This window comes from Culturomica massiliensis, from assembly GCF_900091655.1.
GTDB classification, from domain to species: domain Bacteria; phylum Bacteroidota; class Bacteroidia; order Bacteroidales; family Marinifilaceae; genus Culturomica; species Culturomica massiliensis.
The window spans coordinates 2,155,119-2,179,535 of sequence record NZ_LT594621.1 but is presented as its reverse complement, the minus strand read 5'-3'; the positions used below and the strand labels follow the sequence as shown (position 1 = coordinate 2,179,535).

General features: G+C 44.0%; 20 protein-coding genes, 1 pseudogene and 1 riboswitch. Of the genes and pseudogenes, 9 read left to right on the top strand and 12 right to left on the bottom strand.

Going from position 1 to position 24,417, the window contains the following annotated elements:
* Position 1 precedes the first annotated feature (1 nt).
* The 7 genes from BN8908_RS10580 to pstS form a co-directional block, all read right to left on the bottom strand.
* Complete coding sequence (locus tag BN8908_RS10580; protein ID WP_068690502.1) at positions 2–1,762, bottom strand: sensor histidine kinase; 1,761 nt, start codon at positions 1,760–1,762, stop codon at positions 2–4.
* Between the two features lie 71 nt (positions 1,763–1,833).
* The gene (locus BN8908_RS10575) at positions 1,834–2,517 is read right to left on the bottom strand and encodes a response regulator transcription factor (RefSeq protein ID WP_021987404.1); all 684 of its coding nucleotides are present in this window, start codon (positions 2,515–2,517) and stop codon (positions 1,834–1,836) included.
* Between the two features lie 33 nt (positions 2,518–2,550).
* Positions 2,551–3,270, bottom strand: a complete 720-nt coding sequence (locus BN8908_RS10570; RefSeq protein WP_021987405.1) for a phosphate signaling complex PhoU family protein — start codon at positions 3,268–3,270, stop codon at positions 2,551–2,553.
* Between the two features lie 25 nt (positions 3,271–3,295).
* Positions 3,296–4,066, bottom strand: coding sequence for a phosphate ABC transporter ATP-binding protein PstB (gene pstB / locus BN8908_RS10565; RefSeq protein WP_021987406.1), 771 nt, complete (start codon positions 4,064–4,066; stop codon positions 3,296–3,298).
* 21 nt (positions 4,067–4,087) lie between these two features.
* Complete coding sequence (gene pstA / locus BN8908_RS10560; protein ID WP_068690501.1) at positions 4,088–4,951, bottom strand: phosphate ABC transporter permease PstA; 864 nt, start codon at positions 4,949–4,951, stop codon at positions 4,088–4,090.
* Positions 4,952–5,017: 66 nt separating this feature from the next.
* A complete protein-coding gene (pstC, locus tag BN8908_RS10555) occupies positions 5,018–5,869 on the bottom strand; it encodes a phosphate ABC transporter permease subunit PstC (RefSeq protein ID WP_021987408.1) in 852 nt (283 codons plus the stop codon).
* 25 nt (positions 5,870–5,894) lie between these two features.
* Positions 5,895–6,953 carry a phosphate ABC transporter substrate-binding protein PstS gene (pstS, locus tag BN8908_RS10550; RefSeq protein ID WP_068690500.1) on the bottom strand — a complete coding sequence of 353 codons (1,059 nt, stop codon included), beginning with the start codon at positions 6,951–6,953 and terminating at the stop codon, positions 5,895–5,897.
* A gap of 828 nt (positions 6,954–7,781) precedes the next feature.
* On the opposite strand from pstS, the gene BN8908_RS10545 reads away from it, so the two are divergent.
* Positions 7,782–8,285, top strand: coding sequence for a hypothetical protein (locus tag BN8908_RS10545; RefSeq protein ID WP_021987411.1), 504 nt, complete (start codon positions 7,782–7,784; stop codon positions 8,283–8,285).
* 49 nt (positions 8,286–8,334) lie between these two features.
* On the opposite strand, the gene metF is transcribed toward BN8908_RS10545, so the two are convergent.
* The 5 genes from metF to BN8908_RS10520 all read right to left on the bottom strand — a co-directional run bounded on the left by metF (position 8,335) and on the right by BN8908_RS10520 (position 15,450).
* Positions 8,335–9,288: a methylenetetrahydrofolate reductase [NAD(P)H] gene (gene metF, locus BN8908_RS10540; RefSeq protein WP_021987412.1), complete on the bottom strand. Its 954-nt coding sequence runs from the start codon at positions 9,286–9,288 to the stop codon at positions 8,335–8,337.
* 109 nt (positions 9,289–9,397) lie between these two features.
* Positions 9,398–12,922, bottom strand: coding sequence for a methionine synthase (metH, locus tag BN8908_RS10535; protein ID WP_068690498.1), 3,525 nt, complete (start codon positions 12,920–12,922; stop codon positions 9,398–9,400).
* 72 nt (positions 12,923–12,994) lie between these two features.
* Positions 12,995–13,744, bottom strand: coding sequence for a UPF0280 family protein (locus tag BN8908_RS10530; protein ID WP_021987414.1), 750 nt, complete (start codon positions 13,742–13,744; stop codon positions 12,995–12,997).
* Positions 13,745–13,860: 116 nt separating this feature from the next.
* Entirely contained in the window at positions 13,861–14,271 is a 411-nt protein-coding gene (locus BN8908_RS10525) for an NIL domain-containing protein (RefSeq protein ID WP_068690497.1), read from the bottom strand.
* A gap of 27 nt (positions 14,272–14,298) precedes the next feature.
* A complete protein-coding gene (locus BN8908_RS10520; protein WP_021987416.1) occupies positions 14,299–15,450 on the bottom strand; it encodes a homocysteine biosynthesis protein in 1,152 nt (383 codons plus the stop codon).
* Between the two features lie 257 nt (positions 15,451–15,707).
* Positions 15,708–15,811, bottom strand: a riboswitch (SAM riboswitch).
* A 180-nt stretch (positions 15,812–15,991) separates the two neighbouring features.
* On the opposite strand from BN8908_RS10520, the gene BN8908_RS10515 reads away from it, so the two are divergent.
* The 8 genes and pseudogenes from BN8908_RS10515 (at position 15,992) to BN8908_RS10480 (ending at position 24,416) form a co-directional block, all read left to right on the top strand.
* Complete coding sequence (locus tag BN8908_RS10515) at positions 15,992–17,167, top strand: acyltransferase family protein (RefSeq protein WP_068692221.1); 1,176 nt, start codon at positions 15,992–15,994, stop codon at positions 17,165–17,167.
* Between the two features lie 11 nt (positions 17,168–17,178).
* Positions 17,179–19,329 carry an alpha-N-acetylglucosaminidase gene (locus tag BN8908_RS10510; protein ID WP_068690496.1) on the top strand — a complete coding sequence of 717 codons (2,151 nt, stop codon included), beginning with the start codon at positions 17,179–17,181 and terminating at the stop codon, positions 19,327–19,329.
* A 34-nt stretch (positions 19,330–19,363) separates the two neighbouring features.
* A complete protein-coding gene (locus BN8908_RS10505; RefSeq protein WP_068690494.1) occupies positions 19,364–19,555 on the top strand; it encodes a hypothetical protein in 192 nt (63 codons plus the stop codon).
* 314 nt (positions 19,556–19,869) lie between these two features.
* Positions 19,870–20,723, top strand: a pseudogene (locus tag BN8908_RS10500) (site-specific integrase).
* 100 nt (positions 20,724–20,823) lie between these two features.
* Positions 20,824–21,027: a helix-turn-helix transcriptional regulator gene (locus tag BN8908_RS10495; RefSeq protein ID WP_068690492.1), complete on the top strand. Its 204-nt coding sequence runs from the start codon at positions 20,824–20,826 to the stop codon at positions 21,025–21,027.
* 3 nt (positions 21,028–21,030) lie between these two features.
* The gene (locus BN8908_RS18810) at positions 21,031–21,792 is read left to right on the top strand and encodes a DUF2971 domain-containing protein (RefSeq protein ID WP_068690490.1); all 762 of its coding nucleotides are present in this window, start codon (positions 21,031–21,033) and stop codon (positions 21,790–21,792) included.
* Positions 21,793–21,796: 4 nt separating this feature from the next.
* Positions 21,797–23,386 carry a class I SAM-dependent DNA methyltransferase gene (locus BN8908_RS10485; RefSeq protein ID WP_068690487.1) on the top strand — a complete coding sequence of 530 codons (1,590 nt, stop codon included), beginning with the start codon at positions 21,797–21,799 and terminating at the stop codon, positions 23,384–23,386.
* Positions 23,373–24,416: a PDDEXK nuclease domain-containing protein gene (locus tag BN8908_RS10480; protein WP_068690482.1), complete on the top strand. Its 1,044-nt coding sequence runs from the start codon at positions 23,373–23,375 to the stop codon at positions 24,414–24,416. Before BN8908_RS10485 ends, BN8908_RS10480 begins: the two co-directional genes overlap by 14 nt.
* Position 24,417 lies beyond the last annotated feature (1 nt).

Sequence of the window (24,417 nt, the reverse complement as noted above, 5' to 3'; positions counted from 1 at the left end):
TTTAAAACAATCTTTTGCGTAAGGAGAATATAAATTCCAGTCCGCCGCTTTTCCGGTTTTTGGCGGAAATCTGTCCTTTATGGAATAATACGGCATTTTTTACGATGGACAGGCCTAATCCCGAACCTCCGTTTTTCCGGCTCCGGCCTTCGTTTATACGATAGAAGCGATCGAATATCCGTTCGAGATGAGCTTCGTCTACCCCACGTCCTGTGTCGTACAGGGAGAAATAGTAGAATTCATTGTCTTCTGCATATTTGTCGATACTGATGGTGATGCCTTCTCCGGCGTAGTTGATCGCATTATCGATCAGGTTTTGGAAAATGGAATATAACAAGGTATGATTTCCTTCAATTTCGACTGCTTCTTCAACGTGATTCTGTACTGTGATGCGGTTGTTCTGAATTTGATTTTGCAGGTCGTTGGTGACTTCGTTGATCGTGTCCCTGATGTTTACGTCTTCTTTTTCAAATAGATCCGCCGCTTCTTCGGTTTTGGTAATCAGAGCAACGTCCCGTATCAGTTCGGAGAGACGAATGACCTGGGTATAGGTACGTTCCAGGAAAAATTTTTGTTTGGCCGGATCGATGTTTTGCTGTTCCAGTAGTGTTTCGATGTATCCCCGTATGCTGCTTACCGGTGTTTTTAATTCATGGGCAATGTTATTGGTCATTTCCTGTTTCAACAGCCGGTTTTTTTCTGAGGAGGAAATATTGTTCAGGGTGATTTCGAAACAATTGTCTGTGAATATCAGTAATTTGACGGCGAAGTGCTTACCGTTTTTCGATATTTTGCTTTGATAGATGGGAAGGGTGTTGGCTTGCGGATTGACAGGGGTATGTTTTTTCAGGAATATCCGCAGGTCTTTGAAATCCGGTTCCTCGAGGATCATATCAACGTCGAATGTCGGTTCGTCCAATATGGTATTGACGTATTGGATAAAGTGGGTGTTGGCATAAATTTTTTTCTGGTCGGCGGTGAAAATACAAATTCCTTCTTCCGAGTAATGAAAATGGCGGAGTAATTTTTCTTTTTCCTGATTGAGCTGATTTTTGCTTTCCTGCAACAATTTATAGTTTGCAATGATTTTATTTCCGATTTCTCCTAATTCCGTATCCGGGAAGCTGATTTTATCGTAATCGGGCTGGTCGTTTTCAGCAGACGTGATAAATTCGTTAAGTCCTGTAATTGCCCTCCCGAAACGGTCGGCCAGATACAATAGGGATATCAGGGCAATGAAGAAAAGCAATACGATAAAGTACATGAAGATGTTGTCGCCTTCCAGGAAATCTTTGAGAGTGATGTTATAAGGAAGGGCTACGCGGGTAAAGTAGGGTGCGGTGAAGCGTGCGTAGTAGTAGTAGTCCATGTCGTTGGTGGCCGAGAAACGGATGGTTGAGCCGTTGCCGTGGATGAGTGCCGAAGATATTTCGGGCCGGCTCAGGTGATTTTCCAATTCCCGGTCATCGATAACGGTGTTATCGAATAGTACTTCTCCTTTCTGATCGACAATGGTGACTCGTAAATCAGGAGGGAGCAGGGAGAGTATCTGATTAACAGAATCCATCTCTGTTACAGAATGCAGATTTTTCTTTTGGATATAATTGGCGATGACTTCTGCGTAAGCATTCAAGTTGGTACGCAGGTTTTCCGTTTTGTATATTTTTTCCCGGTTTCTTTGAACGAGAACGATAACCGCTGTAAATACGGTGAATACCAGGAAGAAATAGAGGAACAGTTTCTTTTTATAAGATAAACGCATGGAGAATACGGTTTATGGTTTATTCCGGCCGGTCCTTGCAGGACTCACCGGGTGATATGATGTTGTTAATTTTAAAGTTCAAAGCAATAGCCGTAGCCGGAACGATTGATGATGTGTTTTCCGAAATCGCCGAGTTTTTTACGCAATCGGGTGATGTGTACATCGACGGTTCTTTCCAGTACATAACCGTCATCATTCCAGACTTTGCTCAGAAAATCCTCTCTGGAGAATATGCGTCCCGGAGATTGTGCCATTGTACTGAGTATTTCGAATTCTTTTTTCGTCAACAGTATGGATTTTCCGTTTAACGTTACATTTTTGGTTGTCAGGTCGATCAATAGGTCGCCCGCTTCCACAATACGTTTTATTTCCGGTATATCGGCGTTTCCGCTTCTTTTTAAGACGGCTTTCACTCTGGCGCTGACTTCTTTGATGGAAAACGGTTTGGGAATATAGTCGTCCGCTCCCAGGCTGAAGCCGGTGAGCATATCGTTTTCCGTATCTTTGGCTGTCAGGAAGATTATCGGTACATTCAGATGCAATTCTTTACGTACTTTTTCTGCCATTTTGAATCCGGACATGCCTTCCATCATGACATCCAACAGGACAAGCTGATAGTCGGCAGAAATGATTTTAAGTGCTTCTTCGGCAGAATTGGCGATATCTACGGCAAAGCCTTCGCTTTCGAGATTGAACTGCAGGATTTCGCATAAATCCTCTTCATCGTCGACGACTAAAATTTTTTTACGTTCCATAATACTGTATAATCCAAAGTTAAAAGATTGAAGTTATTGGTCTCTCATTTCCCCTTCGCTTCCGGCCATCAGAATGTCTTTTCCTTCATTTTCCCGGTGTTTGATATTTTTTCCTTCCATCAGGTATATGGCAGCTTCTGCAATATTTGTCGCATTGTCTCCGATACGTTCAATGTTGTAGGAGATTCCGCTGAGGCAAAGAATATCGGTCAGATGCTGCTCTTTCAGTGTCTGATTGCCGTAGCCGCGCAGCCGCCGGATGATGTCGTGGTGTAAGGTGTCGACCATATCGTCCAAATCAATCGTATCTTTAGCCAATTTATTATCCTGGCATGTAAAAGCAAATATAGCATTTTGTGTCATGTTTTCGGCTGATGACAGTAATTTTGATAAATCTGCGTGAAAATGAGGGAAGACAGCTCCTTTCAAATCGATTTGCTGCATGAATCTCCTTATGTTCATCAGCAGGTCGCCGATGCGTTCGAGGTAAGCCGTCATATCGTAGTAGGACATGATTTTGCGCAGGTCTGTCGCTCGCGGACTATAGAGGACGATGACGTTTATCACTTCGTTGCGCAGTTTGACATCCAGGCTGTCGATGATGCGTTCTGTGTTGTCTATTTCGGTATATAACTCCGGATCGGAGTTATCATCCAATAATCTGGCCGTTTGATTGATTTGCTGGATGACTATTTTCGACAAGACTTCAAAGTCCTGGTTGATTCTTTCAAAAAATTTTTCTCTTATGTTCATAGCTAAAATGTCTGTTGTCCGGGGATTAGCCGAATTGTCCGTTGAGGTATTCTTCTGTCCTTTTGTCTTTCGGATTGGTGAACATGTTTTTGGTTTTGTCATATTCGATCAGTTCTCCGAGGTACATAAACATGGAATAGTCGGAAATCCGTGCTGCCTGGGACATATTGTGGGTTACAATGATGATGGTAACCTCTTCTTTTAATTGCAATAATAGTTCTTCTATGCGATTGGTGGCAATCGGGTCCAGGGCTGAGGTCGGTTCGTCCATCAGTAAGACTTCTGGTTTCAGAGCCAGAGCCCTTGCGATGCAAAGCCGTTGTTGCTGTCCGCCGGAGAGGAAAGTGCCTTTTTTGAGCAGGGAATCTTTTACTTCGTTCCAAAGTCCGACGTTTGTCAGGCAGTTTTCTACCAGTTCGTCTTTTTCACGTTTGGAAAGACGGATTCCGTTCAGTTTATAACCGGCGAGTACATTATCGTAAATGCTCATGGTCGGAAACGGGTTGGGACGTTGGAATACCATGCCGGCAATCCGTCTTACTTCCATGGGGTTCATTTTTAAAATGTTCCGGTTGTCCATCAGAATTTCTCCCGATATCCGGATATCCGGGTATAGTTCGTGCATCCGGTTGATGGCCCGGAGAAGGGTGCTCTTACCGCATCCGGAAGGGCCCATGATAGCCGTAATCCGCTTCTTTTTTATGTCGGCATTTACGTCATTCACGGCATTTTTACCGGGAGTGTAAGATATGGAGACGTGTTTCAGTTGTAATATAGGATCTTCAATAGGAATCATAGATGATTTTCATTTTAATTATTAAGCCGTTTTCCATTTTTTAGCTACCTGTTTGGCAATGATATTCAGTACCAGTATCAATAAAAGTAAGAATAATGATGAGCTCCAGATCATATCAATCAGGTTGGGATCGTTGTAAAACTCCCAGATCAGCAGCGGTACTGCACTTGTCGGTTGGAGTACATCCCAGTTGATGGCGGAACTGCCCAAGGCCGTCAGCATCAGAGGAGCTGTTTCTCCCATAACCCGGGAGATGGCCAGTAGTATGCCGGTAAACAAGCCTCCGAATGCCGAAGGAATCAATACTTTTATTACAACACTGGTGTACGAACAACCTAGTGCCAGTCCGGCTTCCTTTAAGCTTCCGGGCAGCATTTTCAATGTCTCTTCCGTGGAGCGGATGATCAGGGGGAGCATCATAATGGCCAGTGCTGTACTTCCGGCAATGGCGGAATAACTGCCCAAGGGTTTTACAACCCAACTGTAAGCAATGATACCGATCACTATCGACGGACTTCCTTGCACCAGGTCTGTCAGAAAACGGATAACGGAAGTAAAGACGGCTTTCGGCTTTTCGGCCAGGTATACACCTCCCAAAATACCAACCGGGATAGCGATAACAGAGGCCATGGCTACCATCATCAATGTACCGGTAATGCCGTTGGCAATACCGCCTGGAATCAGTTCACCGCTATTGCGGGCAAGCATGGCGTCCAATGTACTCGGAGCTGTTTCTACGAAAAAACGGAGGTTGATTTGTTTGTATCCCTTTTTGACAACTTCCCAAATGATTAAGAATAGGGGAATAGCTGTAAGAGAAGCGAAAAAGCAGACACTCCAGAAAAAGAGCCGGTCTTTAAATGTTCGGTAACCTAATGCTGACATATGTTCTTTTTTAAGCGGTTATCTGTCGGTTTTGTCTGTTCATATCCAAATACATCGGGGAAATCATCAGCTATATACTTTCATAATCATTTTACCGATAAAGTTGATTATAGCGGTAATCAGGAATAGGAGTAAGCCGATTCCAATCAGAGAACTCAGTTTCAGACCATCCGCTTCTCCGAATTGGTTGGCGATGACACTGGCCATGGTGTTACCGGTAGCTGTCAGTGAGTCGGGAAGGTTGTTTGTATTCCCGATCAGCATGGTGACTGCCATTGTTTCTCCCAAGGCTCTTCCCAATGCCAGTATATAGCTGGCGAAGATACCCGATCCGGAAACCGGAAAAATAACGTTACGGATGACATCCAGGCGGGTCGCTCCCAGACTGTAAGCACCTTCTTTCAGTTCTTTGGGCACCATGGAGATAAATTCGGAACTCAGTGAGGCTGCGTAGGGAATAATCATGATGGCCAGAACGAGGGAGGCCGTGAGTATTCCGAAGCCTTGTGAAGATAAACCGAGGTCGGTGATCAGCGGACGTAAGGTGTAAAATCCCCATAAACCGTAGACGATAGAAGGAATACCGGCTAACAGATCTATGACGGCACTGATGACAGAAGCGATTTTTTTACCTTTGAAATACTCTCCGGTGAATAAAGCTACCGGCAGGGAGAAAGGGATACAAAACAGCAATGCCAGAAACGAAGTAAGTACCGTACCGGTGATGAAAGATAAGGCTCCGTATTGTTCTGCATCCGGATGCGGGTCCCATTCGGTGGAACCGATGAACCGGAAGAATCCGAAATGCTCGAAGGCCGGAGTCGCTCCGCTGATTAAGGAGTAGAACATTCCTCCGCATATCAGTATGATAATCAGGGCGCAGACAAATAGGAGCCGTTTAAAAATATAATCCCGCATTTACAATGATGTTGAGTATGAAATATTATTCAGAAAGGGGAATTCCATTATAAGTTACCGATTGCAGCAAAAGTTTTGCATTATCTTTGGCACTGACCGGTAGCGGAGAGTAGTGTACTTTTGTGGTCAGGCTTTGTGCTTCGTCTCCCAGCATCCAGTTCAACAGTTTTACCGTAGCTTCAGCTTGTTCTTTTTTCCGGTTGTTATAGTTTTGCTCTTTATAGATGAGGATCCAGGTAAAGCAACTGATCGGATAAGCATCGGCCGCCGGAGAATCGGTTATCATCGTGCGCGTGTCTGCCGGTAGTTCCGTCTGAGCTGCTGCGGATATGCTTTCAGTGCTTGGAGTAATGAAATTACCTGCTTTGTTCTGTAAGAGGGCAACGGGTATTTTTAAGGCAAATGCATATTCGGATCCGATGTAACCGATGGCACCTTCTGTTTGGCTGATGGTTCCTGCAACTCCGGGATTACCTTTAGCTGCAATACCTGCCGGCCATTTTAACGCTTTTCCGGTACCGACCTGGGTATTCCAATCCTGACTCACTTTTGACAGATAATCGCTGAAAACATAGGTGGTTCCACTGCCGTCCGACCGATATACGGCATTGATGGCTTTATCCGGAAGTGTAATGCCGGGATTGACCGCCTGTATTTGAGAATCGTTCCAACGGTTGATTTTTCCCAGGTATATATCGGCGATAATTTTACCGTTCAACCGCAGGTCTTTTACTTCGGGGAGATTATAGGCCAGTACGACAGCTCCCATGCAAGTCGGGATATGAATGGTGGGAGCTGGCATTTCTTCCATTTCTTTTGCAGATAGAAAAGCATCGCTTCCGGCAAAGTCGACAATTTTGTCTTTTAAGCTTCTGATTCCTCCGCCACTGCCGATTCCTCCGTAGGTTACGCTAACTCCGGTCGAATCTTTATACGTTTTGAAGGCCAGATTGTAGTAAGGCAAAGGGAATGTTGCGCCGGCTCCCGTAAGGGTGATGTCTGAAGCCGTATTTTTCCCCGATTTTTTCGAATTACCGCATGCCGTTAAGGCTAAAGCCAGAATAATAATTAAGAATTTGTTCATTTTATTGTCGTTTAATTGATCTCTGTTTTCCTGTTGCAATATTACAAAGGCATTGTGAAGCTGATGTTACGCTTTTGTTACAATAATGTTACATGAAAGACGGGGCCGGTAATGGGCTTATTGCTAATGTTTTGTATCGTATTTTTAATGGGAAGGCGGATGAAAACCCGGGATTCGGAAATTGTGGATTTTAGATTAAAGATAATTTAGAATTTACAATCAAAGATTTAAAATATGATTAATTTTATACAAAAGTAAATTTGTAAGATTCCGGAGATGCTATCGACGGAAAAGTGTGCTGCACAGAAAGAGTACAGAAATAAAATTGTTGTATGGTTTTAAAATATGGTATGTTTTCAAAGGTGCCGTCGGTAGGTGTGATAAAATGAAGTTTGTTTTAAATATTTTTTAAAAGTTGCAGAAAAATGAGTAAAAAACGAAGTTAAAAACAATTATATGTAAAGATAAAGTATGTTTTATTTGTAAGTTTATGATAATTATGCAGATGTATAATGATACCGTTTTTTATCAATATTGTTTTCTGTAAATCGGTAAATAATAAAAAAAATCTTCTTTTTCTCTAATATATTTAGTTTCATATAATTATTAATGTTGTCTATGAATGATTCGTACCTATTTTATTTTTACACTTTATATGATAATTAAAATTATTTTTACAAATATGTGTGTTATTTAACTTAAACTGTGTGTTTTATATAAAGTGAAAACAAATTTTTAACGAAATATAACTTCTAGCTTTATAGGACTTCTGTGCGTTCTGGGGTAAAAAGAATGTTCAAGTATGTGTATGCTATAAAGAAAAAAGTTATGAATAAGAAGACATTGATGCTTTATTATCCTTACGGAGTAAGAGTGGTTGCCGGACCTTATTATAAAGAGTCTTTCCGGGTTGTAGATCTGAAAGAGAAAACGTATATTGTCGTTTCTTGTTGGGAAGAGAAGAAACCCATAGAAATCGATTACGGTTCCCGGTTGTATCAGCCGGCTCTTTATCCGTTTGCAGCCCTTACTTTGCCTATGTGGGTAAACGGAAAAGAAATTATTCCTTTGGAATTGTTGTGTAAGATTGTCTTTGAAGATGCTAATATTTTGAGTTCGGGCAGTACATCCGGTTGGTTTAGAGATTCTCTTCATACCTATTTTATCAACAATGGATGTTGTCCTTTTTCCCGGGATTTGATGAATCGGATTTATTATATTTTGCAGGCTTTGCATTTTGATATTTCGAACTCAATCCGGCAAAGGGAGGCAAAAAATATTTTGAAATTGGGGTATAATCCTTATGTGATAGACCGGATTGTGTTGCCTTAGCAGAAGTTGATAGGAACAAATAATATTGTTCCTATCACTTATTATGAGTTTAGAATACGGCAGTCAGGATTTTACGGATATTGTCGGCTTTGCCCATGGTGTAGTAATGGATTGCCGGAGCGCCCCGGGACAATAGTTCTTTACTTTGCATGGTACACCATTCGATACCGACTTGATAGATTTCTTTATTGTCTTTGCATTTCCGGATTTCTTTCATCAGTTCTTCCGGGATATCGATGCTGAATGTGCGTGGAAGCATTTCGATATGTTTTTGAGTGGAAATCGGTTTTAATCCGGGTATGATGGGGACCGTAATCCCTGCAGCCCTGCATTTTTCAACGAAGCTGAAAAATCTGGTGTTGTCGAAAAACATTTGAGTAACGATGTAATCGGCTCCGGCCTGTACTTTGTGTTTGAGGTTGCAGATGTCGGTTTCGGCATTCGGTGCTTCGTAATGTTTTTCTGGATAGCCGGCTACTCCGATGCAGAAATTGGTCGGGACGGTATCGGTTAAGGTGGTGTCCAGGTATTTACCCCGGTTCATGTTGTGGATATGCTCTACCAGTTCACAACTATATCGGTAGCCATCCGGTTCGGGGGTGAAAAATTTTTGACCGGGTATTGCGTCTCCGCGAAGGGCGACAACATTTTGGATATCCAGAAAGTTGAGATCAATCAGGTCGTTTTCGAGTTTATGTTTTGAAGCACCTCCACAAATCAGGTGGGGGACTACCTCTATTTTGAATTTTTTCATAATAGCGGCTGCAATAGCGACTGATCCGGGACGTTTCGTGACCGTAATTTTTTCGAATGTACCGTCCGGTTTTGGGCGAAATTCGATTTCATCCCGATGGAAGGTGATATTGAGAAAAGGAGGATTGAAATCCATCAGGGGTTCTATGGATTCATATAGTTTATGTACATCGCTGCCCCGCAGGGGAGGAACCAATTCGAAGGAAGCAAACGGGCTTGCTTCCCGATTTAATATATCTGTTATTTTCATTGTCGGTTTATTAAAATGATTGTTTGTATGTAAAAACGGGTCCGGGTGTTTTTTTAATTTCGCATACTTCCGTTCTGGTTTTACGGATATCCGCCTTTACGGGCAGTTGCTATTTTATAATATGGCTTAATAGGCGTTTCCCCTCTGTTTCTGATATTCCTTTGTTTTTACAATAAGCCGCAAACTGATCCGGTCCGATTTCTCCGATACCGAAATACCGGGCTTCCGGGTGTGCGATGAGCATACCGCAAATGCTGGTCGAAGGTGTGATAGCATAGGAAGGGGTCAGGGTAACGCCTATTTTTTCCGGGGCATCCAATAGTTCGAATACTTCTTTTTTCAGGGAGTGGTCGGGACAGGCCGGATAGCCGAAGGCCGGCCGGATCATCTGTAATCCGTCATTTACTTGTTCCTGCATCCATACGGCTAAAGCTTCTGTCAGGCGGGCACAGAGACTTTCCCGAAGCAAATGCTCGAAATCCCGGCAGTCCGGACAGTTGTGCCGGTCCGATACTTTCAGGCAAAAAACACCGATCGTACTCGGTTGATCAGCTTGTGGAGAGATAAAATCCGACAGGCAGAGGCAAACCGGACTGTCGCTTTGTTGCCGTAGCATCGGTAATCTGTGTCCGTTATCGAGAATAATGGTGTCGTTTTCCGTATGAGCATTGAAAAAACGTACGACGAGTGAAGCATCGAATTCCTGGCCGGCAATGATCCGGCCGAGCATTTCGAGGGCTGCCTGATAGGTTTTTTCGGCTTCTTCCCGGGTGTAGATGATTTCCGGAAATTTACCTTTGAATCCCCAGAAATGAAAAAAAGGCGTCCAGTCGATGCGTTCTGCGAGTTCTCCCAGGTCTAAGTGTTTTACGGTTAAGTTGTGTTCCCCAAAATTTTCCGGTTGTCTGTAACTTTCCGGGGTGAATATCGGTTTTCGGGAAATCGCTTCCGGATAGGAAATACATTCCGTATGTGATAGCCGGTAAGCTTCGCGGATTTTAGCCTGTTCGGTTTTTATTTCCTGAAGGTAGGCATCCGGGTGTTGTAGAAAGCGTTTGATTATTCCGGCGGTCCGGGAGGCATCTCCTCCGTGTATCACCCCATAGTTGTATTTGGGGGCCAGTTTGACGGCCGTGTGTACGGAGGAAGTGGTTGCACCTCCTACCACTAACGGTATCCGGATGTTTTCTTTTTGTAACAATTCACACAAGGCTTCCATTTCACTCAGGGAGGGCGTGATGAGTCCGCTGATTCCGATAACGTCGGGCTTGTAGGTGTGTATTGCTTCCAGGATGCGTTGGTTGTCGACCATGACTCCCAGATCGATAACTTCCATATTGTTACAGGTCAGTACGATACTGACGATGTTTTTCCCGATATCGTGAACATCTCCTTTGGCTGTTGCGATTACAATTTTATTTCGTTTAATATTCCGGTTACCGCTTTGGTTGTGGCGTTCGATTTCCGGTTGTAATATGGCGACAGCCTCTTTCATAATCCGGGCCGATTTAACGACCTGAGGTAAAAACATTTTGCCTTCTCCGAACAGGGTACCTATTTTATCCATGCCTTTCATCAAAGGGCCTTCGATGATTTCAACAGGAGAGGGGTATCGGGAGAGGGCTTCTTCAATGTCGGCGGGAAGATAGTCCTTGATACCTTTTACGAGTGCATAACTGAGGCGTTCTTCCAGGCTGCGTTCCCGCCATGTTTCGTTTTTTATATTTTTTCCTGTTGTTTTGTTTGCTTTGATTTTTTCAGCTAGTTCGATCAGTTTTTCGGTGGCTTCCGGATATTTGTTAAGTACGACGGCTTCAACCGCTTGCAATAGTTCCGGCTCGATTTCGTCGTATACCTGTAGCATGGAAGGATTGACGATTGCCATATCCAGACCGGCGTTTATGGCATGATACAGGAAAACCGAATGCATGGCTTCTCTTACCGGACTGTTTCCGCGAAATGAGAAAGAGAGGTTGGAGACTCCTCCGGAGGTTTTACATCCCGGAAGATTTTCCTTGATCCATTTTACAGCGCGTATGTAGTCTACAGCATAGTTGTTGTGTTCTTCCAGGCCGGTGCCTATAGCCAGGATATTGACGTCGAAAATGATGTTTTCGGGGTGAAATCCGGCTTTCTGTGTGAGCAGACGATAGGCCCGGCTGCAAATACTGATTTTTCGCTCGTAGCTTACGGCCTGTCCTTTTTCGTCGAAAGCCATAACGACGACGGCAGCCCCCAGACGTCTGATTTCGGATGCTTTACGCAGAAATTCGCCTTCTCCTTCTTTCAGGCTGATGGAGTTGACGATACATTTTCCCTGTGCATTTTTCAGGCCGGCGAGTATGGTGTTCCAGTCGGACGAATCGATCATCAGGGCGGCTTTGGCGATATCGGGGTCGTTGCTGATAATGCGTGTGAATGTCGCCATTTCTTTGGCACTGTCCAGCATGGCATCGTCCATATTGATATCGATGACTGAAGCTCCGTCCTCAATTTGTTTCCGGGCAATGCCGGCTGCTTCTTCATAAGCCCGGTCATGAATCAGTCTGGCAAATTTTGCCGATCCTGCGACATTGGTACGTTCGCCGATGTTGATAAAGTTGTTTTGGTTTTTATCGACGACAACCGGTTCCAAACCGCTGACAACCAAGTGTGAGGTTGGGGATTGGGGCTGACGCGGGGGGATGCCGGTCATGGCATCGTGTATGGCCCGGATGTGTTCCGGGGTGGTACCGCAGCAACCGCCTGCGATGTTCAGTAACCCTTCCCGGGCCATGTTTTGCAGGCATTGGGCTGTAAAGGCCGGACTTTCGTCGTATTCACCCATCTCGTTCGGTAGTCCGGCGTTGGGATATAAGCTCAGATAGCAGGGCAAAACGGCAGAGAGCCGCTCGACGAAAGGCTGTAGGTCGGGAGCTCCGAACGAACAATTCAATCCGAAGCTCAATAGCGGGTAATGGGCAAGGGCTGTGTACAGCGCTTCTAAGGATTGGCCTGTCAGGGTACGTCCGCTTTTGTCGTTAACGGTAGCGGAAACCATGACCGGTATAGTCGTTCCTTTCTCCTGTTGTACCCGGTCGATGGCGTACAGTGCGGCTTTGGCATTCAGTCCGTCGAATACCGTTTCAATCAGCAGTAAGTCGGCTCCGCCGTCGATCAATCCATTTATTTGGGTCGTGTAAGCCGCTGTCAAGGTATCAAAATCTACCGGACGGAATTCCGGATGATTGACGTCCGGAGACAGGGATAGAGTTTTGGAGGTCGGGCCGATACTGCCGGCAACAAATACCGGACGATTGGCCAGTGAAGCGGTTTGTTTTGCCAGGCGGGCTCCTTCGTAATTCAGCGTATATACCAGTTCACTGCAATGATACTCTTCCTGGGAGATTGCATTGGAATTGAACGTATTGGTTTCGATAATATCAGCACCTGCTTCTATGTAAGACCGGTGTATGGACTGAATGACTTCCGGTTTTGTCAGGTTCAATATATCGTTGTTACCTTTCAGGTTTACCGGGTGAGTGACAAAACGTTGTCCTCTGAAATCTTTTTCAGTCAGTCCGAATTTCTGAATAGCCGTGCCTGTGGCTCCGTCTAAGATGAGTATTTTCTCTTTTAATAGCTTTCTCAGCATATATACTACAATATAGATCCGGAGCTTTAAATACGGCAGGTCGTAAAACCTGCCGGTATATATGTCCGGAAGTTAGTTAAAAAACTTGAGTTCAAATTTACCGACAGCCCCCATTTTATCGTCTTTGATCAGAACAGCCGAGATAATATCTTCTATTTTTCCGATTTTTTCCAGTACCGGATTTATATCCTCGGCTTTTCTGACAAAATTAGCAAAGGCGGTGGCATAGCTGTCAGCTAACAATACATCTTTACAAATAATCATTACTGCGTCGGCTTTTCCGAAGCTTAATGACGGTCCGACTGTACCGGAAGAGGTACAGATACCCAACGGCGCTTGTGACGCGTTGATGTGTAATCCCACTTTCTCGGAGAGGGGAGAAGCTCCTGCGAATACCGATACGTCAATGTCTTCCAGAATATCGGCATAGATATCCCCTCCGTTTTCAATGATTACTTCTTTAACTCCGAAATGCCTTTTCAGTGCATTTGCAATATACAGAGCAATGGCACCGGCAACGGCACTCATCGGTCCGATATTGGTCCGGTGGGAGATTTCGGACATTTGTGTAAATATGGCCGGAGCATCGGGTTTGGCGTCGTAAGGTACCAGTGATGTCAGATAACAGGGATCTTTTTGCAGATACTTTTCCATGGTATCCCGCAGTTCTGTGATCAATGTATTGCTGTATTCAGGCATCTCAGGGCGGTATGATGTTTTATCTATACCGATCCACAAGTCCGATTCTTTGCATTTTACGACAAAGCTGGTCCAGCGACCTTCCCGAAAATGTTCCCGATAGGTTCTGTTTTTATATTCCATGATCTGTAAGGTTTAGGGTTTATTCTCGATCATAAAATTATAAATTTTCTTCCAGCTTTGGTATCGAAAAATGAGCAAAGTTTGATATTGTACAGACATTTGTCCGCGTTGAAGCCTTATTCCGAAAATTCGATCCGGAAAAGTTTTAACGGGCATGATTTCAGACAAAGCTTACAGACGATGCATTTTTCCGGGTTGAATTTGAGTTTCCAATCCGGTTCTCCGATTGTCAGCGCATGGGAAAAGCAGGCCGAAGCACAGTTGCCGCAATTGATACACCGGCTTTCGTCGTATGAAATTTTACTTGCCAGCGGGCTGACGGTAACTCCGTTGTCGGTCAGAAAGGCAAGACCTTGTTCCAGCAACAGTTCGTCAGCTTCCAGTTCTACAAGTAATTTTCCGGATTTTCCGGCTTCAATTTCTGCTTTTAATATATTGATTCGGATATCGTATCGTTTTACGAGATCGTACATCAACGATCTGTCGGTAGCATCTACCGGGAACGATAATACAACTTTTTTTATCATAGGATTCGTGTTTCAGTGTTTGTGGTTTCAATTTTCCGGTTTGGTTTCGAGCAATGATTTCAGCCCGGTGTTCGTCGGCATCGGACGAACGGGTTCTGTCAGTTGGAAATGGCCTCCGGCAATCCGTTTTTTTAGCATTGCAGCGATTTCCCGGGCTTTTGCCAGGCTGGAAACCGGAGCCGTCCGGACTTTTTGTCCTTTGATTTCAATTTCTCCGCTGTGTAATGCGGCATAGTTCGTTTTGCCCAGTATCTGATTTCCGTTTCCATAATCTACGATCGTCGTTTCGATCTGTTCGTTACGGATGGAGACTCTGCGGGCCAGATCTTCGTCCAGTATGGGAATGGGGATACCGATGCCGACAAACAGGCTTATTCCGTATTTTTCATAATAAGCGGCCCGGAGGTATTCGCTACTCATATTTTTAAGATCTCCGATTACGGCAATGGTACGGGCGTTGCTTGTCGGTATGCCATATTCGTTTACTTCTTTTGTCGAATGAAACTGTGTTCCGTTCCAGGTGACGTAACCTTCTGTACCGCCAAGGAAGATCCGGGTGCCTAACCCGATCGTCCGGCATTCCGGATCGTTGATCAGGGGAGACAGTTCTCCGGCCGTACTGTAGGACGCATTGCGCATACGGGGAAGCAGGGTTCCCATGTAAGTGTATTTAAGCTGGTCCGTGGTATTGGTCGCTACATTGTAATTTTGATATGCGTTTCTCGGATTGTAAAGGATGGCTTCGTTGACGGTGTCTTTATTGATGACCGTTTTGATGTGTTTACGCGGGTAACAGTCGGTGCCTTTTCCCCAAGCTTCCAGTAAAATATCTTTACCGTTGATCAGGTCTTCGATGATATGGGCACCACCGTATGCGGGACGCTCGGGGTTGCAGTCGGTTGCTCCTATGTAGGTGTCTACCGCTGCCAATCCGCCGCTTACTCTCACACCGTTCAATTCGATTTTTTCCATCCGGATGGGTGGATTGGCGTGTCCGAAGTTGATAAATGCACCGGACGAGCACATTGCTCCGAAAGTACCTGTTGTTACGACATCTACTTTTTGTGCAATTTCTTTGGGGGATAATGTACGGGATAGTTCCGCTACTTCTTCTGCCGTTAACACGACAGCCGTTCCTTTCTTTATTTTTTCGTTTATTTCAGCGTATGACTTAGCCATGGAATTAAAATTGAAATTTGATACAATAAGTTTAAGGTCGAAAAATCTATCGTATACAAGCGGAAACTCCCTTCCGTCCGGGTACTTTAGTTTTTCGTCCGGCTATAATATAAGCCGTTATTGGCGGGGAAAAATAAAAGATCAGCGCATACAGCGCATATACATGAAGAAACCGTTAAGAAAAGAATAGGTTGCCTGAAATACTTTTGTGGACACTTTTACTGAATGACTGTCTGTTTTCATCTGCTTCTCGGTTTAAATTATAATTCCTGATTTTCAGGACGGGTTTTGGCACCTTTCAGAAAGTTCTGAGGTTGTCGGAGTTTCATAGAGCCCGTCTCTCAACTCCTCTTTATAATTCAAACAATCTTTCTTACGGATTGAATTGATGTTGCAAAGAAAAGTCAAAATCTTGTAAATTCCAAAAAAAGGAATAAAAAATGCATTTTTATTTATTTGTACGGCATAAATTCTTACATTTTCTTTTTCTTTGTAAAAAAATGTATTGAGATGTAGCTTGCGTTTTTTTTAGATGTATGATATGACAAAACAGACAAATCGTTTATTGGCACTGGATGTATTGCGGGGTATTACGATAGCGGGTATGATTTTGGTGAATGATCCCGGTTCGTGGGGAGCTGTATATGCGCCTTTGTGCCATGCTTCCTGGAACGGACTGACTCCTACCGATTTAGTGTTCCCTTTTTTCATGTTTATTATGGGGGTATCCATGTATTTTTCTTTGCGGAAATACGATTTCACTTTTTCCGGGGAAGCAGCCGTAAAGATTTTTCGCCGGGCTACGGTTATTTTTTTGATCGGAGTCGGGATCAATTGGTTTGCTTTGTGGTTCTCGGCTGTCTGTAGTCCGGAGGAGATGCCTTTGGGCGAACGGCTTACCTTGAATTTATTTCCTTTTGACCGGTTGCGGATATTGGGTGTTATGCAACGATTGGCGATTGCTTATCTGGGGGGAGCTTTGTTGAGTCTTTGGATAAAGCCGAAGTATTATCTTGGGGCTGCATTCGGCATTTTATCGGGTTATTTTTTTATTTTATGGGCAGGAGACGGGTTCGCCCGGTCAGCGGATAATATTATTGCCGTGGTAGACCGGACCGTATTCGGTGTGAATCATTTGTATGGCGAATGGTTACCGGACGGGACCCGCATTGCTTTCGACCCGGAAGGTTTGTTGAGTGCTTTGCCTTGTGTGGCGCATGTGTTGTTGGGGATGTTTATCGGCAGGGCGTTGGTGGAGGCTAAGGATAATACGCTGCGTATACAACGGCTTTTTATTTTCGGAACTCTTATTTTATTTGCCGGTTTTCTGCTGCAATACGGTTGTCCGATAAATAAGAAAATATGGAGTCCTACTTACGTGCTGGTTACCTGTGGGTTGGCTTCACAGTTGTTGGCATTGCTGATTTTTGTCATAGATGTAAAGGGGTATAAGCATTGGAGTCGTTTTTTTGAGGCTTTCGGGGTTAATCCGTTGTTTATATATGTATTGGCAGATGTGCTGGCGATTGTTTTGGGGTATGTTCATTTTTTCCGGCAAGGAGAATATATCAGTTTGCAGGGTTACATTTATTCCGTCGGTTTGGCTTCCTGGCTGAATCCTTATTTTGCTTCTCTGGTGTATGCTGTATTGTTTGTATTTTTGAACTGGTGTGTGGCCAGGGTGTTGTATAACAGAAAAATCTACATTAAAATCTGATAAAACGAAATATGAAAAGTATCTGTTTATTTATTTTTTTGTTGTCGGGCTATCTTGGGAATGCCTCACCGGTTCATGAGTTGCTGGACCGGATAGATCCGGGGGCTTCAAAGAAGTTTAAGATTGAGCTGGTTGAAGGTAATACGGATTTTTTTGAGCTGGATCAGGATGGGGACCGGGTGGTTGTGCGGGGAAACAATTATGTCAGTATCGCTACTGGTGTGAACTGGTATTTGAAGTATTATGCCGGAATTCATTTGTCCTGGAACGGTATGAAAGCAAAATTACCTGCTGTTTTACCTCCTGTCGAAAAAAGGGAACGCCGGGAAACATCGTTGAAGTACCGGTATGACCTGAATTATTGTACTTATTCCTATTCGATGGCGTTTTGGGATTGGGAGCGTTGGGAGAAAGAGCTCGACTGGATGGCATTGCATGGGATAAATCTGCCTCTGGCATTGACCGGAACGGAAACGGTTTGGCGCAATGTGTTGTTGCAGTTGGGGTATAGTGCGGAGGAGATCGGAAAGTTTATTGCCGGTCCGGGATTTTTAGCCTGGTGGCACATGAATAATCTGGAAGGGTGGGGAGGTCCTAACCCGGAAAATTGGTATAAACAGCAGGTGCAATTGCAACAGCGTATTTTAAACCGGATGCGGGAATTCGGTATAGAACCCGTTTTCCCGGGGTATGCCGGTATGGTACCTCATGATGTGAAGGAGAAACTGGGGCTGAATGTAACCGATCCGGGTAAGTGGTGTGGTTTTACCCGTCCTGCTTTTCTGCAACCGGAAGACCCGGCATTTCAGCGTGTTGCTGGTTTGTACTATGCGGAAATGGAAAAGCTGTTCGGGAAAGCCCGGTTTTACAGTATGGATCCTTTTCACGAGGGAGGAAATACGGAGGGGGTTGATCTGGCTGCTGCCGGCAAATCGATTCTGGAAGCCATGAAGCGTGCTAATTCTTCGGCTGTCTGGGTTATTCAGGCCTGGCAGGCCAATCCCCGGCCGCAGATATTGGATGCTATTGAAGCCGGAGATATGTTGGTATTGGATCTTAGCAGCGAGAATCGTCCGATGTGGGGTGATAAGGAGTCGCCCTGGTACCGGGAGAACGGTTATGGAAAGCACGACTGGTTGTATTGTATGTTGTTGAATTTCGGTGGTAATGTCGGGATGTACGGGCGGATGGACCGGGTGATCGACGGATTTTATGCTGCCCGGGAGTTGCGGAAAGGTACTTTGTGCGGAGTCGGAATTACAATGGAGGGGATTGAGAATAATCCGGTGATGTACGAGCTGTTGCTGGAGTTGCCCTGGCGGCCGGAAAAATTTACAAAGGAAGAGTGGGTGGAGGGGTATGTGAAGGCCCGTTATGGATGTGACGATTCCCGCTTGCGGCAAGTCTGGCAAATATTGTCGGAGACGGTTTACAATTGTCCGGATATCCGGGAAGGAACTGTGGAGTCTGTATTTTGTGCCCGTCCGGCTGAGGAAGTGCACAGTGCTTCCAGTTGGGGAAGTTCCCGTATGTATTACCCACCGGAGGAATCGGAGAAGGCTGCGAAGCTGATGTTGTCGGTGGCTGACCGTTATGCCGGTAATAATAATTTCGAATATGATTTGGTCGATGTGGTACGACAGGCTATTGCTGATCGTGGAAATCGGCTGCAAAAAGAAGTTACGGCGGCATACCGTGCGGGTAAAAAGGCTGATTTCCAAAGGTTGAGCCGGGAATTTCTGGATTTGATTTTGGTGCAGGACAGTCTTTTGACTACACGCCGGGAATTCAAAGTCGGCAACTGGATTGCACAGGCGCGGAAAATCGGACGGACAGAGGATGAGAAGAGGTTGTATGAATGGAATGCCCGGGTACAAATTACAACGTGGGGGAACCGGAAAGCGGCAGATGAAGGCGGTTTGCGTGATTATTCCCACCGGGAATGGTCCGGTTTGCTGAAAGATTTTTATTATCCCCGCTGGAAGGCCTATTTTGACATGTTGGGACAACGCCTGAACGGTGTGCAAGTCCAGGATATCGACTGGTATGCGATGGAAGAACCCTGGACATGGCTTCGGAACGATTATCCAGCAGAGCCGGAAGAAAATGCAGTGGAAGTAGCTCAGTGGGCTTATGGGAAGGTTTTTGTAAAAATCCGATAGCAAACAGATTGTGTTATCCATCAGCTACTAACAGTTGCTGCACGATAACCTTCCGGACGACGATCTGCCCAAAAGAGAATGGATGCAAAAAGGCTTTTCAGAATTGATGAAACTACCCGATGCCAGACAAGCATGTAGTGAACTACTCCCTGAAATGCCACAAATGGCAGATACAATACAACTTATGGTCTTCAATGCCGGCCTACAGGAAGTGACCGGCGAATGAAAAGACTTTATTTCCGGGTTATAGCAGTTTTTTCATTGAAAATATAAAATAAACACATAACGAGAAGTCAAAATTGAAAAAATCGTAGCGAACCGACTGAAAAATGTGTTCGTTACGCTATATTTTTCTCTTGACAAAAAGCCAAAGGAAACCATAATATAGACAAACGGCGCAAGAGTTCTGTTACCACATCATTACCCTTGGTATGATGAAAATTTCTTGCGAAACCGAAAGATTTTACCGTTTGGCATAATTTGTCTTATCTGTCGCTAACTCACTATAAACTAATTTTGTAACAAAAAAAAGAGAGAGTTATGCGAAGTATATTCAAAGTGTTATTCTACGTGAAGAAAGGTAGCGAAAAGCCCAATGGCAACCTGCTTTTGATGTGCCGTCTTATCGTTGACGGTGAGATCAAGCAGTTCAGCTGCAAAATGGATGTTCCCCTGCGATTGTGGGAGGTGAAAAACAACCGTGCTTCGGACAAGAGTGTCGAAGCACAGAAAATCAACATTGCCGTTGATAAAATCCGGGTGGAGGTAAATCGCCGTTATCAGGAACTGATGCAGACGGACGGATATGTCACCGCTGTCAAACTCGAAGATGCCTATCTCGGTATCGGTGTCAAGCAGGAAACCCTGTTGTCACAAAAGAAGAGATAAACACCATGATGAATATCGAAATGCCCGACAAGACGCACGAGCTTGTCCGGGACTTGTTCCTGTTTTCCAGCTTCACAGGTTTGGCATATTCTGATGTCAAGAACCTGACCAATGACAATTTGCAAACATTCTTTGACGGCAATCTTTGGATTATCACCCGAAGAAAGAAGACCAACACGGAATCCAATATCCGTCTGTTGGATGTATCTCTAAGAATAATCGAAAAGTACAAAGGCATGATAACGGACAACAAAGTGTTCCCTATGCCGAGCAACACGATACTGAAAACCATCGCCGGGCTGTGTGGTATAAAAACGCACCTTACCTATCACACTGCCCGGCATTCGGCAGCAACCACCATTCTGCTATCCAACGGAGTGCCGATTGAAACCGTCAGCAGACTGTTAGGACATACCGACATAAAAACAACCCAAAACTACTTGCAGAAATCTTCCCCTCCAAAGTCGAGAAATAGAGGTTACCATTATTTGCCAAGTAGCAATTGACTATTTCATCATTTTATTGCAACATTTCCACAAAATATAACCGAGACAATCAAAAGAATGGATACCTTTGGATTCATATAGATGGAATAAAATATCTAATATGGAACGCAAATTAATAAATCGCATCAAAGTTATTCTTGCAGAGAAAAACAAGAGTAATAAATGGCTCTCTGAACAATTGGATAAAGATCCCGCTATAATCTCCAAATGGGTTACCAATACAACACAACCCAATGTGGAAACGCTAATTGAAATATCCAAAGTTTTGGGTGTAACCGTGGATGACTTATTAAGAACGGAATAATATATGGGAGCAGTCAAATTATATAAATATCTTGATTTCAATGGCGGATTGATGATGTTGCATAATAGTAATCTTCAATTTACCAATGCTATGCAGTTGAACGACCCATTTGATTGTCACCCATCATTAATTGATTTCTCCAATGTTCCGAAGGAAGCGTGTGGAGGATGGACTCTGGAAATAATCGAAGAATTAAGAAGAGATCCATTTCGTAGAACAAGAGAAAGGGCATGGATATGTAGTCTTTCCAAAATATATGATTCAATCTTGATGTGGAGCTATTATAGCAAACATCAAGGTATCTGTATTGGTTTGGATATGGAGAAAGCCCAAAAGTCTCTTTCGAGAATACAAGGAACAGTCATGATTGGTTGTTCTGAGGTGGAAGTGCAATACAAGGATATTATAGAGAAGCCTGATTATTTCAGGGATGCAAAAGATTTCTTCCATTATCAGTTATCCACAAAGGCAAAAGCTTGGGAGCATGAACAAGAGGTTAGGCTATTTATTTTAGACCCTAGTCCCATATATATGGCATTACCGGATCAGAATGATGATAAAGGTTCGATAGATTGGAAGGAAGTACGAGCTTTTTCTAAAATCGGAGGAGAGTGTTTCGAGTCCGTTTATTTGGGAATCAATATGAATACAGATGAGAAATCAAAAATAATAAGCGTTGCACGGAAACTGAACCCTGATATTAAGATTTACCAAATGGGGATTGATGCAAATGCTTTTAAGTTAAATACTGAACTGATAAAATAATAGAATGGCTAAGAAACAGAATAAACCGGTAAAGGAAGAAACTCTTGAAACGATACTTTTCAACTGTCGTAACAGTCTGCGTGGGCGTGCAGCCATGACAGATAAACGCGACTTGCTGTTGACCCTTGTATTCCTGAAATTCATAGGAGAACGGTTCAAACAGCAAAAGGAGAAAATCAGGCATGAGATAGTGGAAGTTCAAGGCATTAATGATACGGATTTCATTGAGTTGCAACTTTCTCGTCCCAATCAATATATGCAGGACGGAGTGTTTTTCCTGACAGATGAAACATTTTGGGACAAACTGATTCTTACATTACCTACCGGCATGGCTATCGCTTTCGATACGGCCATAAAGACTTTGGATGACAACGAACCTAAATTGAAAAATGCCCTTCCGCAGCAGATTTTTACGAAAACAGCCCTTGAACCGGGAGTTCTGAAAAGCGTAGTGGATGAGATAAACAAGATAGACCCACAGAAATTTAATGATCACGACCTCATAGGACGTGTATATGAGTATTTTTTGCAGGCTTTTTCTATAAACGCAGACAAAGAGGAAGGAGAATTTTATACACCACATTCTATCGTAGAGCTTATCGCATCTCTTATTGAGCCTTTTGATGGGACAGTCTATGACCCTTGCTGTGGTTCCGGAGGTATGTTTGTTCAAGCTGCAAAGTTCATAGAGGCCCACGGTGGAAATACGAAAGCCGTCAATGTGTATGGGCAGGAATCAGAACCGGCAACTTATCGCCTTGCAAAGATGAATCTGGCTATACGAGGTATCTCTTACCATTTGGGCGATAGAGCCGTGTCCACTTTCTCTGATGACCAGCATAAGGAACTTAAGTTTGATTACATCATGGCTAACCCGCCGTTCAATTTGAAGAAATATGCCGAATACGGAGGTTTTGAGACTGATCCCCGATGGCAAGGCTATGGAGTTCCTCCTGCCAGCAATGCCAACTATGCGTGGATTCTTCATATCTTGAACAAATTGAATGTCAGTCGTGGAATCGCAGGATTCCTGCTTGCCAATGGTGCTTTGGATGATAGTGATACGCAGGGAATACGCAAACAGCTAATCGAAAGCGACAAAGTAGAAGCTATTATCGTTTTGCCGCGAAATATGTTCTATTCTACCGATATATCCGTCACCCTTTGGATTTTAAACAACAATAAGAAAGGCGGTCCATGGCATGGCAGACAACTTCGCGACCGTACAGGTGAAATTCTTTTCATTGACTTGCGGACATGGAACAATAACATATATGAAAAGAAATACGTCCGCTTGTCGGAGACGGAAATAGACAGAGTGCGTCAGATATACCTCGATTGGCAAACCGAGAATTTTGCCGAGTATGCCGAGCCGGAATTATACTATGCTGCACATCGTAACGAAATTCAAGAAAAGGGATTTTCTCTCGTGCCATCCAGATACATTGAATTTATAGACCGTGATACGGAAATAGACTATAAGTCTGCCCTTTCAGAAATGAGTTGTAAATTTGATGAATTGAAGAAAAGATGGGATGCAAACGAAACGGAACTTATAAACGCTTTCAAAGTTTTAGGTTATGGAAAAGAATAAGCTGCAACATGGTATGACAACTGATAAACTGGTTTCTGATATCCGGAGTATCATTGAACAAGGCCGTCAACAGGCATATGCGGCAGCTAATCAGATTGCTGTACTTACCTATTGGCACATTGGGCGGCGAATAGTGGAAGAAGAACAGCATGGAGAAGTTCGTGCGCAGTATGGCACCCGGTTGATTAAAACATTAGCAGAGCAACTGGTACCTAAATACGGTAGTACATTCAGTAAACGCAATTTGGATTACTTCCGCCAATTTTACCTGTGTTTTAATGATTTGGAGATTGTGAACACGCGTGTTCACAATCTGACATGGTCGCACTTCCGCTCGATTATACAGGTTGCAGACCCTAAGGCCAGAGAGTGGTATGTAAAAGAGGCATCGGAACAGATGTGGAGTGTGAGGACACTCAATCGCAACATCGGTACACAATACTATGGCCGCCGTATGGCTTGTGTAAGGGAAGGGCTGGCATTGCCATCCCCCGATATTGAAGTCAATGATCCATTGGAATATATAAAGAGTCCGGTGGTTGCCGAGTTTTTAGGTTTTCGCAAGGATAGCAAATATGACGAAAGCCAGTTGGAACAAGCCTTAATAGATCATCTGCAACAATTTATCATGGAATTGGGACGTGGTTTCGCATTTGTCGACAGGCAGAAACACATTTCAACGGATACTGGTGATTTTTACATTGATCTTGTGTTCTATAACATTAAGCTCAAGCGTTACGTGTTGTTTGAATTGAAAACACATCCTCTGGCTCACGCAGATGTGGGGCAATTGGATATGTATGTACGAATGTATGACGACCTTGTAAAAGATGAGAATGATAACCCGACAATAGGCATACTGCTCTGTACCGAGACCGACAAGGTAATGGCAAAATACTCTGTCCTTAACGGTAGCGAGCAACTTTTTGCAGCCCAATATATGGCCTATATGCCAACGGAAGAAGAGTTGAGCAGAGAGATAGAACAGCAAAAACGTTTCTTCTTGGAACAACACGGAATGGAGGAGTGAT

Coding starts and splice junctions, on each gene's coding strand:
- BN8908_RS10510 (WP_068690496.1), top strand. CDS start 17,179: ATGAAAAGTATCTGTTTATTTATTTTTTTGTTGTCGGGCTATCTTGGG.
- BN8908_RS10525 (WP_068690497.1), bottom strand. CDS start 14,271: ATGATAAAAAAAGTTGTATTATCGTTCCCGGTAGATGCTACCGACAGA.
- BN8908_RS18810 (WP_068690490.1), top strand. CDS start 21,031: ATGGGAGCAGTCAAATTATATAAATATCTTGATTTCAATGGCGGATTG.
- metH (WP_068690498.1), bottom strand. CDS start 12,922: ATGCTGAGAAAGCTATTAAAAGAGAAAATACTCATCTTAGACGGAGCC.
- BN8908_RS10515 (WP_068692221.1), top strand. CDS start 15,992: ATGACAAAACAGACAAATCGTTTATTGGCACTGGATGTATTGCGGGGT.
- pstA (WP_068690501.1), bottom strand. CDS start 4,951: ATGTCAGCATTAGGTTACCGAACATTTAAAGACCGGCTCTTTTTCTGG.
- BN8908_RS10530 (WP_021987414.1), bottom strand. CDS start 13,744: ATGGAATATAAAAACAGAACCTATCGGGAACATTTTCGGGAAGGTCGC.
- BN8908_RS10480 (WP_068690482.1), top strand. CDS start 23,373: ATGGAAAAGAATAAGCTGCAACATGGTATGACAACTGATAAACTGGTT.
- BN8908_RS10580 (WP_068690502.1), bottom strand. CDS start 1,762: ATGCGTTTATCTTATAAAAAGAAACTGTTCCTCTATTTCTTCCTGGTA.
- BN8908_RS10575 (WP_021987404.1), bottom strand. CDS start 2,517: ATGGAACGTAAAAAAATTTTAGTCGTCGACGATGAAGAGGATTTATGC.
- BN8908_RS10520 (WP_021987416.1), bottom strand. CDS start 15,450: ATGGCTAAGTCATACGCTGAAATAAACGAAAAAATAAAGAAAGGAACG.
- BN8908_RS10495 (WP_068690492.1), top strand. CDS start 20,824: ATGGAACGCAAATTAATAAATCGCATCAAAGTTATTCTTGCAGAGAAA.
- BN8908_RS10545 (WP_021987411.1), top strand. CDS start 7,782: ATGAATAAGAAGACATTGATGCTTTATTATCCTTACGGAGTAAGAGTG.
- pstS (WP_068690500.1), bottom strand. CDS start 6,953: ATGAACAAATTCTTAATTATTATTCTGGCTTTAGCCTTAACGGCATGC.
- pstC (WP_021987408.1), bottom strand. CDS start 5,869: ATGCGGGATTATATTTTTAAACGGCTCCTATTTGTCTGCGCCCTGATT.
- pstB (WP_021987406.1), bottom strand. CDS start 4,066: ATGATTCCTATTGAAGATCCTATATTACAACTGAAACACGTCTCCATA.
- metF (WP_021987412.1), bottom strand. CDS start 9,288: ATGAAAATAACAGATATATTAAATCGGGAAGCAAGCCCGTTTGCTTCC.
- BN8908_RS10570 (WP_021987405.1), bottom strand. CDS start 3,270: ATGAACATAAGAGAAAAATTTTTTGAAAGAATCAACCAGGACTTTGAA.
- BN8908_RS10485 (WP_068690487.1), top strand. CDS start 21,797: ATGGCTAAGAAACAGAATAAACCGGTAAAGGAAGAAACTCTTGAAACG.